This is a genomic window from Aestuariimicrobium sp. Y1814, assembly GCF_050113895.1.
GTDB lineage: Bacteria > Actinomycetota > Actinomycetes > Propionibacteriales > Propionibacteriaceae > Aestuariimicrobium.
In genome coordinates this window covers 30616-45281 of sequence record NZ_JBNJRW010000013.1, presented here as the reverse complement: position 1 = coordinate 45281, position 14666 = coordinate 30616, and the positions used below count along the sequence as shown (strand labels likewise).

16 protein-coding genes and 1 pseudogene are annotated in these 14666 nt (G+C 69.5%); 9 read left to right on the top strand and 8 right to left on the bottom strand.

Annotation, left to right across the window (positions count from 1 at the left end):
- Positions 1 to 31: 31 nt before the first annotated feature.
- From ACQE3C_RS13490 to msrA, 5 genes are all read right to left on the bottom strand, one after another.
- Positions 32 to 955, bottom strand: a complete 924-nt coding sequence (locus ACQE3C_RS13490) for a DUF4132 domain-containing protein (protein WP_434539668.1) — start codon at positions 953 to 955, stop codon at positions 32 to 34.
- 29 nt (positions 956 to 984) lie between these two features.
- Positions 985 to 2988 (bottom strand): SWIM zinc finger family protein, encoded by a 2004-nt coding sequence (locus ACQE3C_RS13485; RefSeq protein WP_434539667.1) that lies wholly within the window; start codon positions 2986 to 2988, stop codon positions 985 to 987.
- Complete coding sequence (locus ACQE3C_RS13480) at positions 2985 to 4106, bottom strand: VWA domain-containing protein (RefSeq protein ID WP_434539666.1); 1122 nt, start codon at positions 4104 to 4106, stop codon at positions 2985 to 2987. The genes ACQE3C_RS13485 and ACQE3C_RS13480 overlap by 4 nt, the downstream gene beginning before the upstream one ends.
- Entirely contained in the window at positions 4103 to 6424 is a 2322-nt protein-coding gene (locus ACQE3C_RS13475; protein WP_434539665.1) for a DUF5682 family protein, read from the bottom strand. The genes ACQE3C_RS13480 and ACQE3C_RS13475 overlap by 4 nt, the downstream gene beginning before the upstream one ends.
- Positions 6425 to 6499: 75 nt before the next feature.
- Complete coding sequence (gene msrA / locus ACQE3C_RS13470; protein WP_434539664.1) at positions 6500 to 7156, bottom strand: peptide-methionine (S)-S-oxide reductase MsrA; 657 nt, start codon at positions 7154 to 7156, stop codon at positions 6500 to 6502.
- Between the two features lie 91 nt (positions 7157 to 7247).
- Between msrA and ACQE3C_RS13465 the strand changes: the two genes are divergently transcribed.
- Positions 7248 to 7799: a GtrA family protein gene (locus ACQE3C_RS13465; protein ID WP_434539663.1), complete on the top strand. Its 552-nt coding sequence runs from the start codon at positions 7248 to 7250 to the stop codon at positions 7797 to 7799.
- Here ACQE3C_RS13465 and ACQE3C_RS13460 read toward each other — a convergent pair.
- Complete coding sequence (locus ACQE3C_RS13460) at positions 7738 to 8394, bottom strand: uracil-DNA glycosylase (protein ID WP_434539688.1); 657 nt, start codon at positions 8392 to 8394, stop codon at positions 7738 to 7740. The two genes, ACQE3C_RS13465 and ACQE3C_RS13460, sit on opposite strands and share 62 nt — an antisense overlap.
- 124 nt (positions 8395 to 8518) lie before the next feature.
- Here ACQE3C_RS13460 and ACQE3C_RS13455 point away from each other — a divergent pair, with 124 nt between their 5' ends.
- Both ACQE3C_RS13455 and ACQE3C_RS13450 read left to right on the top strand, forming a co-directional pair.
- A complete protein-coding gene (locus tag ACQE3C_RS13455) occupies positions 8519 to 9499 on the top strand; it encodes a hypothetical protein (RefSeq protein ID WP_434539662.1) in 981 nt (326 codons plus the stop codon).
- Positions 9499 to 9909, top strand: a complete 411-nt coding sequence (locus ACQE3C_RS13450; RefSeq protein WP_434539661.1) for a DUF2089 domain-containing protein — start codon at positions 9499 to 9501, stop codon at positions 9907 to 9909. Before ACQE3C_RS13455 ends, ACQE3C_RS13450 begins: the two co-directional genes overlap by 1 nt.
- 89 nt (positions 9910 to 9998) lie before the next feature.
- Here the strand turns inward: ACQE3C_RS13450 and greA are convergent, their stop codons facing one another.
- Both greA and ACQE3C_RS13440 read right to left on the bottom strand, forming a co-directional pair.
- On the bottom strand, positions 9999 to 10511 hold the full coding sequence (greA, locus tag ACQE3C_RS13445) for a transcription elongation factor GreA (RefSeq protein WP_434539660.1): 513 nt from the start codon (positions 10509 to 10511) through the stop codon (positions 9999 to 10001).
- A gap of 72 nt (positions 10512 to 10583) precedes the next feature.
- Complete coding sequence (locus ACQE3C_RS13440) at positions 10584 to 11024, bottom strand: DUF4307 domain-containing protein (protein WP_434539659.1); 441 nt, start codon at positions 11022 to 11024, stop codon at positions 10584 to 10586.
- Between the two features lie 73 nt (positions 11025 to 11097).
- Here ACQE3C_RS13440 and mca point away from each other — a divergent pair, with 73 nt between their 5' ends.
- The 6 genes and pseudogenes from mca (at position 11098) to ACQE3C_RS13410 (ending at position 14633) form a co-directional block, all read left to right on the top strand.
- Positions 11098 to 12009: a mycothiol conjugate amidase Mca gene (gene mca, locus ACQE3C_RS13435; protein ID WP_434539658.1), complete on the top strand. Its 912-nt coding sequence runs from the start codon at positions 11098 to 11100 to the stop codon at positions 12007 to 12009.
- Positions 11997 to 12197, top strand: coding sequence for a hypothetical protein (locus tag ACQE3C_RS13430; protein WP_434539657.1), 201 nt, complete (start codon positions 11997 to 11999; stop codon positions 12195 to 12197). Before mca ends, ACQE3C_RS13430 begins: the two co-directional genes overlap by 13 nt.
- A 141-nt stretch (positions 12198 to 12338) precedes the next feature.
- A pseudogene (locus tag ACQE3C_RS13425) lies at positions 12339 to 12614 on the top strand (DUF2510 domain-containing protein); the annotation flags it as partial.
- 174 nt (positions 12615 to 12788) lie between these two features.
- Positions 12789 to 13562 (top strand): phospholipid scramblase-related protein, encoded by a 774-nt coding sequence (locus ACQE3C_RS13420; RefSeq protein ID WP_434539217.1) that lies wholly within the window; start codon positions 12789 to 12791, stop codon positions 13560 to 13562.
- Positions 13563 to 13650: 88 nt separating this feature from the next.
- Positions 13651 to 14238 (top strand): nucleotidyltransferase family protein, encoded by a 588-nt coding sequence (locus ACQE3C_RS13415; RefSeq protein WP_434539060.1) that lies wholly within the window; start codon positions 13651 to 13653, stop codon positions 14236 to 14238.
- Positions 14235 to 14633: a hypothetical protein gene (locus ACQE3C_RS13410; protein WP_434539061.1), complete on the top strand. Its 399-nt coding sequence runs from the start codon at positions 14235 to 14237 to the stop codon at positions 14631 to 14633. The genes ACQE3C_RS13415 and ACQE3C_RS13410 overlap by 4 nt, the downstream gene beginning before the upstream one ends.
- The last annotated feature ends 33 nt before the right edge of the window (positions 14634 to 14666 follow it).

Here is a 14666-nt window from a genome sequence, read left to right as displayed (position 1 = left end):
CGAGTCTACGAACCCGTGGGTCCAGCAGGGCTCAGCCCACGATGCGGGTGCTGGTCACCACGTCATGCACCAGGTGGGCGGGGGCAGCCGACCACGGCAGCAGGGGCCAGGGTTTGCGGGGCACCCGCTTGCGCAGGCCGTCGAGCAGCACCACCCGGGTCACCCTCGTCGATTCGTAGCCTCCTTGGAACTCCAGCAGGGCGGTCTGGTTGCTCCAGTGCCAGGGCAGCAGGGCACGTTTGCCGACGAACTGCCAACCCCAGGCGTCCAGCACGCCGGTGAACTTGAGTTCGTGGCAGCCCATCCCGGACAGGCCGCGCAGGTCGAACTCGTCGCCCTGGTCGGGCGGCAGCACCCCGATCGGGTAGTCAAGCTGCCGGAAGGGGACCGCCAGCTCGTAGTCGCTGAGCACCTGCTGCCACTCGCGGACCAGGCCGGGGTCCAGGTCGACCGGGTGCGCCATCCCGACCGGTTGGTCCCCGACCTGCACGGGCTCGTCGGCCTGGTCCACCGGCTGGCCGTCCTCGTCGAAGCGGAACGCGGCGACCACCTCGTCGTGGGAGCCGTGCAGGGTCCAGACCACCCCGGCCAACAGCGGACGAAGCACCGGGTGCCCCAGCACCTGTCGCTCGACCTCACCGGGCCGCCACCGCAGCTGGGCGCCCAGCGCCTTGCGGTAGACGTCACGCTCGCTCGTGAGCACCGCCTGGACGCGCCTGCGGGAGTCGGCCACCAGTGCCTTCGCCGCAGCCACCAGGTCGGGGTCGTCGGCCTTGCGGGGGGCCGGCAGCGTGGTGCGCCGGGGGCCCGTGGCCACCCCGTCGACCAGTTCACGGATCGTGAGCTTGCCGTCGCTGGACGGCAAGACCTGGAACTGGCGCGGCCCGTAGTCGACCACGAGCTGGCCGCGGGAGTCGAAACCGCAGGTGTCCGGGTTGGTCATCGCAGGTGACATGGCCCGACTCTAGGGGGTCGGCGGCCGGCTCAGACCAGCGGCCGGGCGAACACCGAGGCCACCAGCAGCCGGCGCACCGGCAGCGGGGACTGCTCCCGGCCCACCCGCTCGGCCAGGTCGGCCAGTCGGGTGCTGCCGGCCCGGCGCAGCCGCACCGTCAGGTCGGGCCACACCGACGGGTCGCCGCCGACCCGGTCGAGCCCGGCCACCAGGGTCTGGCCGAGGGCCTGGTCGAGTGCCGAGAGCACCGCCGCCGCACTGGTCAGCTCCTGCTGCTGGGCAGGCGCATCGGCCACCGCGGCCATCCCCTGGTCGTCACCGGGGGCCACGAAGGGCTGCACCGACTGGTCATCACCGCTGAGCAGCAGGGGAGTCACCACCGGTCCGTGGCCGGTCCAGCGCCACCGGCCCGCGACGTGCAGCACCTGCGGGGCCTGCTGGTGCCACTGCTGCAGCAGCGCTGCCGTGGCCTGCGCCGAGGCCGCGGTGCGCCGGGTGATCGGCAGCGCCAAGGTGGCCCGGCTGCCGGTCGCATCGACCAGGACCGCGCGCAGTTGGCGAGACGCCGGGTCCAGGCCGACGGCCTCGACGGCCACGAAGCTCACCGCCGCCAGGTCGGTGCCGGCCGAGCGGTCGTCGAGGGCTGCCGGCAGGCGGGTCTGGTGGTGGGCCAGTTCGTCGAGGGAGTTCACCAGGAACGGTGCGGCCAACTGGTCGAGGCCGGGGCGTGGCATCGCGGTCACCCGCCGGTTCGTCGGGCTGAAGTCGCCCAGCCCGAAGCGCTTGCCGCCGCTGACCAGCACCTGCCCGCCACCCCACTGGTGGAACGGCACCCCACCGAGCAACCCGCCGACCAGTCGCGCGCTGGGCCGGTGGTCGGGGTCGCTGACCAACTTGCGGACCCGCAGCGGCGACCCGGTGCGCGCGTCGACCAGTTGGGCCACGGCCACCACCTCGTCGCCATTCTCGACCAGTTCGGTGCCCATCCCGATCAGCTTCGCCCGGCCCACATCGGTGGCCTCGGCGTTCGACCCGGCGACCAGCCGGTCGGGCACCCGTTCGTCCACGGGGGCGCGCAGGCTGGTGACCCTGGCCAGCAGTTCGCCGGTGAGCCCGACCAGGTAGTCGGGGTCGAACCGGGCATCGGCCCTGGCGTAGTGGCCGGCCTCGGTGAGCACGTCGTCGGCGAGCCCGGCCAGGTGGTGCAGTTCGGCCTCGTGGGCGCGGGTCACCAGCCGCCGCCACGGGCCCTGCAGCGAGCGGTGGCTCGGTTCGAGCCCGACGGTGACCAGTTCGCCGACCAGGTGCTCCACCTCGTCGAGCACCCGGGGGTCGGGACGCCACTGGTCGCCGCTGGTGCTGCGCAGCCCGGTCGTCCCGAACGGGGTGCCCCGGGCCACCGCGACCGCCACCGCCACGTGCAGGCAGGGGTCGGGCTCACGGCAACTGCACTTGGCGTAGTTCAGGTCGGCGCCGGCCAGGAACCGCACCGTCACCGGGCTCGGGTGGTGCAGGCGCACCACGGCCAGCCCGTGGGTCGACCCGACGTGCCCGAGCGGGCCGGCGCCGACCAGCCGCGCGGCCTGCCGCACCAGCGTCGGGCCCAGGGCTGCGGCCAGCGCCTCGTCATTGATCGAACCCGGGTCGAAGACCTCCTCGGGCGCCAGGTCGGACGAGGGGCTGGGCGCCGCGGGCGTCGCTGGTTCGTCCTGGGCAGGTGCCTCGTCGGCCGGTTCCACGGCCTCGACCGGCTCGACGGCATCGGCCTGGTAGGCGAGCACGGCGCGGACCAGGTGGCGGCACTGGGCGCCGGCCAGGCAGGTGCACGTCCAGTCCCCGAAGGGGCGCCCGGCCAACAACTCACAGCGCACCTCGTCGTCGAAGTCGACGACCACGGTGCCGTCGTCGGCCTCGGTGACCTGCCAGGTGACCTTGCGTTCCTCCACCTCCTTGGCGGCGCGGCGCAGCGTCCCCTTGTTGGTCAGGTCGGCCAACGCCTGGGGGCTGAGGGCGAGCAGGTCGGCGCGGCTCACCGGATCGTCTCCGCGACCCAGTCGGCCAGGTCATAGGGGGTCATCGCCGCGACCCGGGCCCCGAGCCGGCTCAGGGCCAACCCCAGCGACTTGTTCCAGTCGGCGGTGCCCTCGGAGTTCAGCGCGCCGAGCACGAGCACTTTCGTCCCCTGTTGGCAGAGCCTCGAGACGCAGTTGCGCAGCGCCTGCTCCGAGCCGCCCTCGTACAGGTCGGTGATCAGCACCACCATGGCCCGGCGTGGGGTCTGCACCAGGCTCTCGGCGTAGAGCATGGCCCGGTCGATGTAGGTGCCGCCGCCCAACTGCACCTGCATCAGGGTCTCGACCGGGTCGATGGACGACTCGGTCAGGTCGACCACCTCGGTGTCGAAGGCGACCAGGTGCGACTTCAGCGCGGGAATGCCGTGGAAGATCGAGGCCGTGACCGCCGAATGGATCACCGAGTCGACCATCGAACCGGACTGGTCGACCACGATGATCACCTGCCAGCGTTCCGACTCGCGCCGAGTGCGCGACGAGAACAGCGGTTCGCGGATGATCATGCCGCCGGTCTCGGGGTTCACGTTCTTCAGGTTGGCGCGGATCGTGGCCTTGGGGTCGAAGTTGCTGGCCACCTTGAACCGGCTGCGCCGGGTCGGGTCGCGCCGCCCGGTCAGCGCCACCCGCAGCCGGGGCCGCAGTTTGGCGACCAGTTCGTCGACCACCTTTCGGACGATCACCCGGGCGGCCCGCAGCACCTCGTCGCTCATCAGGTGCTTGGTGGCCAGCACCGCCTTCAGCAGCGTTTCCGAGGGTTCCACCCGCGCCAGCACCTCGGGGTTGGTGACCAGCTCGGTCATGCCGTAACGCTCCAGGGCATCGTTCTCGAGCACCTCGCGGGTGCGCTGCGGGAACAGGGTGTGCACGTGGTTGATCCACTCCGGCACCGTCAGCTGACTGGACCCCGAGCCGCCCGGGCCCTTGCCGCTGTCGCCCCCGGGTGCCCCGGTGCCCTCCCGGTCGTAGAGGAAGGCGAGTGCGGCGTCCTGCAGTTGGCCCTGGGCGTCGAGGTCACCGAGCTTCTCCGAGCCCTCACCCAGCACCAGGCGCCAGCGTTGCAGTCGTTCGGGGTTGCTCATGCCCAGGCCTCCTCACCCAGGAACCGGACGAGGGTGGCGGCCAGGTCGGCCTCGAAGGCTGCGACCGCCAGGGCGTCCTCGGCGGACCCGCTGAACCGGTCGAGGGCCAGTTCGGCCTGCTCACCCAGCACCAGTTCGGCGACCCGGGCCCGGTCGCGGGGTGGGTAGCGGCTGAACGCCCGGCGCAGGCCCGGCACCGCGTCCATGAAGTCCTCGTTGCTGAACCCGCTCAGCAGCCGGTCGAGTTCCAGCAGCAGTTCGGGGCGGCGCAGGGCGGCCTCCCGGGCCACGGTCAGCAGCCCGGCCATGAAGTCGCCCAGCAGGTCGGCGCGGTGCACCAGCCGCACCATCGCTGCGAGTTGTTCGTCCGGGGCGGCGCCGGTCAGCCACCGCGCCCCGAGCGCGGCCCCCCGCAGCCCGGCAGCCTGGTCGGGGTCATCGACCAGCCCGGCGAGTGCCGCGTCCCAGCCCTCGGTGTCCAGCCCCAGCGATTCACCGACCCGTTCGGCGGCGTCGGTGACGGCCTTGATGGTCGCGATGACCGGGGCCAGCGCCGGCCCGTCGTCCAGTCGGCCCAACTGTTCGACCAGCCGCAGGCAGCGGTCGAAGCTGACCGCGACCAGCCGGCCGATGTCGGTGCGCCCGGTGGTGCGCCGCAACCGGTCATAGCGGTAGAGCTCCATCAGCGCGTCCAGTGCCTCACCGAGCGCGGCGATGTCGCCGCTGGCCGACAGGATCGCGGCGGTGCGCTCCTGCAGGGTCGAGGCCAGTTGCGCCACCCCGCACAGCACCGCGTCGAACAGCACCATGATCGCGGTGCGGCTGTCGGCGGTGACGTTCGCGGCCCGGTCGAGCAGGCGGGCGGTCACCGCCGCTTCAAGGGTGGCGCCGTACTGGGCGGCCATCACCATGCTCGGTTCGAAGTTGTTGGTCCAGGCCACCCGCCAGCGTTCGACCCCCCGCTGGTCGGCGTGGTGCTGCAGGCGGGTGACCTCGATGTCGAGCACCCGCAGGCTGTGCAGCAGCTGGCTGACCTGCAGGTCGCTGGTGGCGGTCAGGTCCAGGTCAATTTCCTGGGCGCGGCCCGGGTGGGGCTCCAGCTCGTGGGCGGCCAGGCGCCGACGGATCTCGGCGACCAGCGGTGGTTGGCGGGTGCCCTCGGCGAGCCTGCCGAGCTTGTCGCCGCGCATCACCAGCCGGGCCCGGTGCAGCAGCGGGTGCTGTTCGCCGGTGTCGTCCTTGACCAGGGTGGTGGTCATCGCGTCGACCAGGTCGGTGCGCCACACCTGCGGGTGGCCGCGCAGCGCCGACAGCCCGCGGGCGGTGGTCAGGGTGGCGATCAGGTCGGCGGGGGAGACGAACTGCTTGGCCGCACGCAGTTCGGCGGCGATGTCGCGCAGCATCCGCTCGACGGTGTCACTGCGACCGGCGGCACGGTCGTGCCAGAGCAGGTCGTAGAAGCCGGGGGTGGGTTGGCCGGCGTTGTAGCCGTCCAGCGCGTCCAGGGCGACATAGGACGTGGGGGTCAGCGCGATGCCGTAGCGCTCGTCGTCCGGGGGTGGTGCCCAGACCTCGATGGGATCGGACGGCCGGGCCAGTTCGGCGCGCAACCCGCCCAGGTGGGCGGCGCCGCAGACCACCAGGACGGTGCCCTCGACCGAGGCCAGGGTGTCGGTGATCCGGGCGGCCATGAAGGTTTCGCGGTGGCGGGTCTCCTCATCGGGCGGCAGGCGTCGCATGATCGAGCCGACGATCTCGGTCCGCTGCTGGTAGTCGGCCAGCCCCAGGCCCGGGTCGACCTCGAGCAGTTCGTCGAACAGGGTGTCGATCCGGTCGACGCCGACCGCGCGGTACAGCGCTTCCAGCGATTCCTCCTGGGCATCCGGCCGGTCGGCACCGTCGGGTTCGGGTTCGGCGAAGCGGTTCTCGGACTGGGCGATGTCGACCAGGGCCAGCCACGGCAGGTCGATGAACGCGGTGGGCACCTCGTGGGCACGGGCCGTCCGGAAGGCCGTCCATTCGGGGGAGTAGTCGCACAGCGGGTAGAACCCGGCCCGCCGCGCCGCCCAGGCGGTCGAACCCTCCTCGGCGTCGGGGTGCAGCGGCGCCCAGGAGTAGATCATGATCGGCAACTCGTGGGGCAGGGCCAACTCGTCCAACTGGTCGTTGAACTCGGTCGGCCCCTCGATCAGCACCGCGGCCGGCGGGTCGGCCGCGATGCGCTCGGCGACCAGCCGCGCGGCGGTCGGGGAGTGGTGGCGGACACCGAAGAACTCGACCCGGCCGACGTCGGCGGGAGTCTGGGTGGCCTCGGTCATGGCCCCCATTGTGCCGCCCTCCCGGGTCGGCCACCCTCGGCGGCGTGCCGAGCGAGTTGCCCGGACGCGTGGCGCTCAGCTGAGGTCAGCGATGCCGACCTGGCAGCTGACCCCGTTGGGGCCGTGGTTGCAGTAGCCGCCGGGGTTCTTGTCCAGGTACTGCTGGTGGTAGTCCTCGGCCAGGTAGTAGGGGCCGGCCTGCTGCACCTGGGTGGTGATCGTCCCGAAACCCTGCTGGGTGAACCGGGGCTGCACGGCCGCGATCACGTCGTTGGCGGCCTGATCCTGCTCGGCGCTGGTGGCGAAGATGGCCGAACGGTACTGGGTGCCGACGTCGTTGCCCTGCCGCGGCCCCTGGGTCGGGTCGTGGTTCTCGAAGAAGACCTGCAGCAGGGTGGTGAAGTTGACCTGCTCGGGGTCGAAGACCACCTGCACCGTCTCGGCGTGGCCGGTCTGGGCGGTGCAGACCTCTTCGTAGGTGGGGTTCGGGGTGAAGCCGCCCATGTAGCCCACCGAGGTCAGCAGCACCCCGTCCAACTGCCAGAAAATCCGTTCGGCTCCCCAGAAACAGCCCATCGCCAGGTAGGTCGTCTCGGCGCCCTCGAAGGTCTTGTCGAGGCGGTGGCCCAGCACCCGGTGGAAGAACGGGTGCGCCAGCACCGCTTGGTCGCGTCCGGGCAGCGCAGTCTCAGCAGTGACCATCGAGGTCTTGTTGGTCAGAAATCGCCACATGCTCGGTGTCCCTTCTGGGTGTGCTCCCTTCCATCGTAGAACTGTGTGAGCGAACCGTCCCAGCATTGGTTTGCGGCGGCATAATGATCCAATGACATCCGCGCGCAGTGGCCACCCGGGCCGGCCTGCCGGCCCAGCCGAACGGTGGTTCGCCGCGTTCATCACCCGACTGCATGGTGCGCTGCCCGGTGTGCTGCGCCACCTGCCGGTGACCTTCGTCGGGTTCGCCATCCTCAACGGGTTCGCCTTCCTGGTCGACCTGGCGCTGCTGTGGGTGACCCACGGGCAGTTGGGCATTGCCTACCCGGTCGCGGTCAGCCTCAGTTTCGGGTTGGCCAGTGTGCTCGCGTTCTTCCTCAACAAGCTGCTGAACTTCCGGGCCCACGGTGACGTCGGCAAGCAGTCGGCGAAGTACCTGGTCGTGATCGTCAGCAACTACGTGATCTGGATCCTGGCGTTCTCGACCCTGCTCGAGTGGCTAGGGGTGCACTACCAGGTGGCCCGCGTGACCGCCGCCTGCCTGGAGGGGCTCTACATCTACACCCTGTCGCGGTTCTGGGTCTTCCCCCGCCGCCGCGCGGTCACGCCGGCGGCAATTCCCAGTGGATCGGCTGTGCGCCAGCCTGTTCCAGAAGCGCATTGACCCGGCTGAACGGTCGCGACCCGAAGAACCCCGAGCGTGCCGACAGCGGTGAGGGGTGGGCACTCTGGACGATCGGGACCCCGGTCAGCATCGGCGCCAGCGAACGCGCGTCACGCCCCCACAGCACCGCCACCAGCGGGCCGCCGCGGGCCGCCAGCGCCCGGATGGCGCACTCGGTGACCTCTTCCCAGCCCTTGCCGCGATGGGAACCGGGGGCCCCGGGGCGCACCGTCAGCACCCTGTTGAGCAGCAGCACGCCCTGCTCGAACCAGGCGCTCAGGTCGCCGTGGGCGGCCGGCGCCACCCCCAGGTCGGTCTCGAGTTCGGTGTAGATGTTGGCCAGGCTGCGCGGCAGCGGCCGCACGTCGGGGGCGACCGAGAAGCTCAGCCCCATCGCATGCCCGGGCGTGGGGTAGGGGTCCTGCCCGACCACCAGCACCCGCACGTCGGCCAGCGGGCGGCTGAAGGCCCGCAGCACCGCCGACCCGGCCGGCAGGTAGCTGCGCCCGGCGACCAGTTCGGCCCGCAGGAAGTTGCCCAACAGGCGGATGGTCGGTTCCACCGGCTCGAGCGCCTCGGCCCAGTCCGGCGCCATCAGGCGGTCCAGCGGAGTAAACGTCACTCCGACAGTCTGCCCCAGCGCAGCCCGACCCCCCATCGAACCCTGAGAATGACAAAGACTTCTTTCGATGACCTAAAGCCGGGGTTAGCATTCATGTATGAGTGACAAGCAGACAATCCTGGAAGACCTTGCCGCCGGCCGCATCGACATCGCCGAGGCCGGCCGCCGCCTGGACGCCCTGGCGTCGCAGAGCCCTTCCGACGCCGACGACGTGGTCGACGCCGAGCCGGTCGAGGATGAACCCGGCCCCTACGAGGCCGGTCGTCCGCAGTACACCACCCACGCCCGCGAAGACTTCCGCGCCCCCCGCGACGAGGCGTCGTCCGAGCCCGAACCCGAGACCGAACCTGAAGCCGAGAAGGAATCGACCCCCGAGGACGAGGACGTCATCGAGGAACCCGAGGTCACCTCACCGAAGCCCACGGGCTCCAAGGGTGTCGACAAGGTGATCGTGCGCAGCGTCGGTCGCCGGGTGCGCATCGTCGGTGACGCGAGCGTGGCCACCCTGAGTGCCTCGGGCCCGCACGTGCTGCGGCGCACCGGCAAGACCCTGGAGGTGTCCAGCGACGGTGAGATCGGCCCCAACTTCGGCGCCTTCAGCATCATCCGCCCCCCGCGCAGCGTCGACGACCTGCGCACCATGGCCACCGGCAAGGAACTGGTCGTCAAGGTCAACCCGAACATCCCCGTCGATGTCGAGGTGACCGCCGGGAGCCTGCACACCTCGAAGGTGCCGGTGCTGGGCAAGGTGCGGGTCACCGCCGGTGGCGCCAGCCTCAATGACGTGCTCGAGGTCGCCGACGCCCTGGTGCAGGCCGGGTCGGCGAGCGTGCGCGGCGACATCTCCCAGGGGCGCAGCCGGGTGCGGGTCGAGTCCGGGTCGCTGACCATCCACCTGGGTGCCGCCTCGAACGTCACCGTGCGCGCCGAAACCCAGCTCGGACGAGTGTCCTGGCCGGGGGAGCAGTCGGGCTCGATCGACGAGTACGTGGCCGGCAACGGCGCGGCCCGCCTCGACATCGGCGTGGTCATGGGGCATGCCTCGGTGCGCGAGGCCCAGCCCGAGGACGAGTCCTGATGGGCCGGCACAAGCACCACAGCGAGCCCGACCTGGAACACCGCGCCCCGTCCGAATGCCCGGTCTGCGACGCCCAGCTGTCGATCCATTCGCTGGGCTGTCGCAGCTGCGGGACCCAGCTGGTGGGGGAGTTCGCGCGCTGTGAGTTCTGCGCGCTCTCGGATGCCGAGCTCGACCTGCTGCGGGTCTTCCTGGCCTCGCGCGGCAACCTCAAGGAGTTGGAGAAGCACCTGGGGGTCTCCTACCCGACCGCGCGGTTGCGGCTGACCCAGCTGTTGAACACGCTGGGGCTGGGTGGGGAGGCCGACTCCGAGAGCGGGTTGACCCGTGAGCAGGTGCTCAGTGAGATCGCGGCGGGTGCGCTGACCCCCGAGGAGGGTTCGCGGCTGCTGGCCGAGCTGGACTCCTGAACAGCCGGAACCGTGAGAGTGTGAGCAATGAGCGACGCCCGCATCCCTTGGTTGGGATGCGGGCGCCGCTCATGTCTGCGACGGGTGCGCTATCCCTGGAAGGGCTCCACCTTGGTGATCGTGACGCTGATCGTCTTGCCGTTGGGTGCCTCGTAGTCGGTCTGGTCGCCGACTCGCTTGCCGACGACGGCGCCACCGATGGGTGACTGGGGGGAGTAGACCTGCAGGTCCTTGACCGAGTCGTCGAGGTCCAGCAGGTCACGGCTGCCGAGCAGGAAGGTGTCGGTGTCGTCCTCGTCGCCGAAGTAGGCGATGGTGACCAGGCGGCCGGGGGCCACCTCGTCGTCGGCGGCCGGGGCCGAGCCGACCTTGGCCTGCGCGAGCTTGGACTTCAGGACGCGGATGCGGTCTTCCATCTGGCCCTGCTCCTCGCGGGCCGCGTGGTAGCCGGCGTTCTCGCTGAGGTCGCCCTCTTCGCGAGCCTGGGCAATCTTGTTGGTGACCTCTTCACGGCCCGGGCCCTCGAGGTGCGCAAGCTCCTCCGTGAGCTTGTCGTAGGCCTCCTGGGTGAGCCAGACGGTCGAATCAGTGTTCACAGACATTGCACAAGCCTAGCCCGTGGCGGTTCGAAACGGCCAATGGCATACCGAATCGCGCGTCCCGGGCGGGTGCGCTCAGTCGAGTGAGCAGCCCGCAACGATCGCGGTGTGGGCCCGCAGGTAGGTCTTCAGGGTGGCGTTGAGTTCAACGTCCTTGTCGGACGACGGGCTCACCGGCAGGTCGAGTTCGGCGACGGTCTCACCGTTGGGTGCCTGGGCCTGGATGACGCAGCTGCCGGCCTTCGACGGGTCTGGCCGGTGGACGTGCACGGTGACCTCAATGGAGGAGTCGTCGATGACCTTGTAGCCGTAGAGCTGGCCGTGGATGCCGGGGTTGGCGGTGGTGAGGCCCGCCCACACCGTCCAGCCGACCAGGGCGAGCAGCAGGACCAGACCGACGGCGGCGAGCGTTCGTCCCGAGGACTTCTTCGGGTAGCGGTTCGCGACCCGGGCGAGGTCGGCCTCGCCGGGGGTGGTCGCGTTGGGGTGCTCAGCCGCGTTGGGGTGCTCAGCCATGGTTGCCAAGCGTACTGCGTCATGATCCGGTGACGGTGACAGGGGTTGGGCGTGAGGGTGCACAATGGGGCGCATGCCCGAACCCGGTCTTCGTCTGCTGCACGTCCATGCCCACCCCGACGACGAGTCGTCCAAGGGGGCTGCTTCCACCGCGATGTACGTGGAGCAGGGGGTCGAGGTGCTGGTGGCGACCTGCACCGGTGGTGAGCGCGGCAGTGTGCTGAACCCGGCGATGGACCGGCCCGAGGTGTGGGCCGACATCGCCGCGATCCGCTCGCGCGAGATGGACCGGGCCCGCGAAATCCTGGGCATCCAGCAGGTGTGGCTGGGCTATGTCGATTCCGGGTTCCCCGAGGGCGACCCGCTGCCGCCGCTGCCGGAGGGCTGCTTCGGGCTGCTCGACCCGGTCGAGGCGGCCAAGCCGCTGGTCAAGGTGATCCGTGAGTTCAAGCCGCAGGTGATGACCACCTACGACGAGAACGGTGGCTACCCACACCCCGACCACATCATGTGCCACAAGATCTCGATGGAGGCGTTCCGGCAGGCGGCCGACGCCTCGCTGTACCCCGAGCTGGGGGAGCCGTGGCAGGTGAGCAAGCTGTACTACCAGATGGGTTTCCACCGGCTGCGCTACATGGCGCTGGATGCCGCGATGCACGAGGCCGGGATGGACTCGCCCTACGGGGAGCGGCTGGCGCAGTGGGAGGACTACAGCCACGAGCAGCGGGTCACCACCCGGGTGCCCTGCGGGGACTGGTTCGCGGTGCGTGACCAGGCGCTGCTGGCGCATGAGACCCAGATTGACCCGAACGGGCACTGGTTTGACGCGCCGCTCGACGTGCAGCGCCGGGCGTGGCCGACCGAGGACTTCGAACTGGTGGCCAGCACCGTCGAGTCCGCGATGCCCGAGAGCGACCTGTTCGCCGGGCTGCGTGGTCAGCGGGACCCGGGATTGGCGGTAGCCTCGGAGTCATGGGTGATCTGAACGCGGGCCTGCTGACCCTGCTGGCCTTCTCGGTGCTCGCCATCTTCGGGGTGGTTGCCTTCTTCAGCCTGCGCAAGCACGTGCGCGGCATCCAGGCGCCGCACAAGCCGGAGCTGCCCAAGGAGGGCGAGGAGTTCAACGACCCCTACCAGGCCGAGGTTGACGCCCGGAACAAGAAGCGCAGCTGAGCATCCCGTCCCGGGTGTGCTGCGGCGACACCTTCGCGCGCACGCCGAACCGTTTGAGTGGCGTGGCGACATGAATCGGTGCATCCCGACATAGGTCGACCTGTGTCGGTGTGAACACAACGCTGTCCGCGTTAATCGGCCATGTCGGCGGACCTGTTCTCGGGCGGCCCTGACGGATATCGTTGCCGCATGGCCGAACGAGCCTCGGCAGGGTGGCATCCGGATCCCTCAGGCCGTCACGAACGCAGGTACTGGGACGGTGCCAGGTGGACTGATCACGTCGCGTCCCAAGGCCGACAAGGAGTCGACCCTCTGATCCCGGCACGGAGCGGAGCGGGACAGCCGCGGCCGACGGGCTGGTGGCCCGATCCTTTCGGCCGGCACGAGCAGCGCTACTGGGACGGTATCCGGTGGACAGAGCGAGTGCTGTCGCGGGGTGTCCCGGGTGTTGACCCGGCAGTGCCGCACGCAACCAGGAGGACGCCCACGAGTCGAACGAGCAACAAGGTTGCGCGCCAAGCCCGCAAGGTGCTGGCTGCTGACGAGACTCCCGAGGGAGGGGGCACCCTTTTCACAGAGCAGGTGCTGGTGGTGAACCAGAAGGCCAAGGTGTTCGGTTCACGGGTCGGGTACTCGGTGTTCAGCCAGCACGGTCACCAACTCGGGACGATCGAGGAACTTCGTCGCGACCTGTCGTCCAAAGTGGCGGACAGCATCATTGGTCGGGCAGAGGACAAACGCGAACGCCGATATCGCCTGGTGGATCCGCAGGGCCGAGTTCTTCTCGCCATGATGCGCCCTGCAATGGGCTTTTTCCAGGTGAAGGGGAAGCTGTCCGTGCAAGGGGAACGAGGAGTGCCAATCGGACAGATTGTCCACGAGTCATGGGGCGTGGCAGGAGCGGTGGCCACGGTGGCGCATACCGGGATCACAAGCGCATCAGCCATCGTGGGCTGGACGATCGGTGGCGTCACGGGACTGCTTGCAGCATCCGCCCTGGGTGGAGCTCAAGAGGTGGTCTCGGCGTCCGTGGAGGGGCTCGACAAGGTCGGTCATGCCCGATTTGGTCTTGAGGCCCAAGGGAAGCGCCTGGGGTCCGTGCACGCCGATGGGATGGACCAGTGGGGGTTCAACGTGCGTGATCTGGAAGGGAAAGAAATCGCTCGCGTGACCAAGACCTGGGCGGGGTGGATGAAAGAGCGCTTCACCACTGCAGACCATTACGTCATCAAGCTGCATGGCCCGATCGACGAGCCATTGCGCTCGTTGGTGATCGCCGCGGCCCTGGCGATCGACATTGAGCTGAAGGAGCGTGGGGAGCAGACGCGTGGGTCGACGTTCTCGGGAACGCGCACCTTCAGGTGAGTTGGGATGAGCCGCTACGCCGATGCGTGGCTCGGCGGCCATGGGGTAATGACCTGTATTTTGTTCATGTGACCAGTAGGATGGTCACATGCACTTTGGTGAAGCCTTCGGCGGTGTGATCCCCGGCGCGCGTGGCGCCGTGCTCGGCGCACTGATGCGGACTGCCGCGCCCCTGACCGGGCGGCGCGTTCATGCACTGGTGGCAGATCGGCACAGCCTGGGTGCGGTGCAGCAGGCGCTTCGGGAGCTTGAGCAACTGGGGCTGATCACGACCGAGACCATCGGCCGAGCTGGTGTCCACCGCATCAACGAACGTCACGTGGCGATCGCGCCACTGCGACTCCTGGCCAGTCCGGTCGAGATGCTGGGTCACGTCGTACGCGAAACTGTGAGTGGTGCCGACGCTGTGATCGTTTTTGGATCCGTCGCCCGCGGTGAGGCACATGCAGACAGCGACATCGATCTGGTCGTGGTCGCATCAGAGGCGTGGGCTGGCAGAGCGGACCTGCAGCGACAGGTCCAGGAACAACTCGGCAATGAGTGTGACATCCTCCACCTCACCCGGGAGGAGCTCGAACGTCCTCCTGAGGACAGCGAGCCCGTTGTCGCCGAGATCCGGCGGGACGGGATCGCTCTGGTTGGTGAACTACCTCGTCGGATCCGGACGGCGTCGTGACGAGCGTGGAGAGCAGGGCCCATGCGCGCCGCTATCGCCAGAAGGCGCAGGAGTACCTCGACTCTGCTCAGGACAATCTCGATCTGGAGCGTGCGAATCCAGCCGCAGGTGACGCCATCCACGCTGGGATCAGTGCAAAGGACGCGATCGTCACCGTACTGACCGGTCACACCAGCAAGGCGAAGGACCACGCCACAGCAGTGAAGGAATTGCGCCAAGCACTAGGGGCACATGTTGAGGCCGCGGCTGCAGAAAAGTCGTTGCGAGAACTGATCGCCATCAAGAGCGAGGTTGAGTACGGCACCATGCTGATCACGCTTGCCAAGGCGAAGCCGTTGGTGCGTAGAGCGGAACTGCTCGTGGGTCTGGCGAAGGTGCTTCTCGGGCAGCGATGAGTGCTGCGGAGCCACTCGTCCTCGGGTCGTGGG

What these genes read in the sequence shown, in the direction of transcription:
- ACQE3C_RS13490 (WP_434539668.1), bottom strand. Translation starts at nt 955, where the DNA reads ATGTCACCTGCGATGACCAACCCGGACACCTGCGGTTTCGACTCCCGC.
- ACQE3C_RS13480 (WP_434539666.1), bottom strand. Translation starts at nt 4,106, where the DNA reads ATGAGCAACCCCGAACGACTGCAACGCTGGCGCCTGGTGCTGGGTGAG.
- ACQE3C_RS13475 (WP_434539665.1), bottom strand. Translation starts at nt 6,424, where the DNA reads ATGACCGAGGCCACCCAGACTCCCGCCGACGTCGGCCGGGTCGAGTTC.
- msrA (WP_434539664.1), bottom strand. Translation starts at nt 7,156, where the DNA reads ATGTGGCGATTTCTGACCAACAAGACCTCGATGGTCACTGCTGAGACT.
- ACQE3C_RS13465 (WP_434539663.1), top strand. Translation starts at nt 7,248, where the DNA reads ATGACATCCGCGCGCAGTGGCCACCCGGGCCGGCCTGCCGGCCCAGCC.
- ACQE3C_RS13460 (WP_434539688.1), bottom strand. Translation starts at nt 8,394, where the DNA reads ATGGCGCCGGACTGGGCCGAGGCGCTCGAGCCGGTGGAACCGACCATC.
- ACQE3C_RS13455 (WP_434539662.1), top strand. Translation starts at nt 8,519, where the DNA reads ATGAGTGACAAGCAGACAATCCTGGAAGACCTTGCCGCCGGCCGCATC.
- ACQE3C_RS13450 (WP_434539661.1), top strand. Translation starts at nt 9,499, where the DNA reads ATGGGCCGGCACAAGCACCACAGCGAGCCCGACCTGGAACACCGCGCC.
- greA (WP_434539660.1), bottom strand. Translation starts at nt 10,511, where the DNA reads ATGTCTGTGAACACTGATTCGACCGTCTGGCTCACCCAGGAGGCCTAC.
- ACQE3C_RS13440 (WP_434539659.1), bottom strand. Translation starts at nt 11,024, where the DNA reads ATGGCTGAGCACCCCAACGCGGCTGAGCACCCCAACGCGACCACCCCC.
- mca (WP_434539658.1), top strand. Translation starts at nt 11,098, where the DNA reads ATGCCCGAACCCGGTCTTCGTCTGCTGCACGTCCATGCCCACCCCGAC.
- ACQE3C_RS13430 (WP_434539657.1), top strand. Translation starts at nt 11,997, where the DNA reads ATGGGTGATCTGAACGCGGGCCTGCTGACCCTGCTGGCCTTCTCGGTG.
- ACQE3C_RS13415 (WP_434539060.1), top strand. Translation starts at nt 13,651, where the DNA reads ATGCACTTTGGTGAAGCCTTCGGCGGTGTGATCCCCGGCGCGCGTGGC.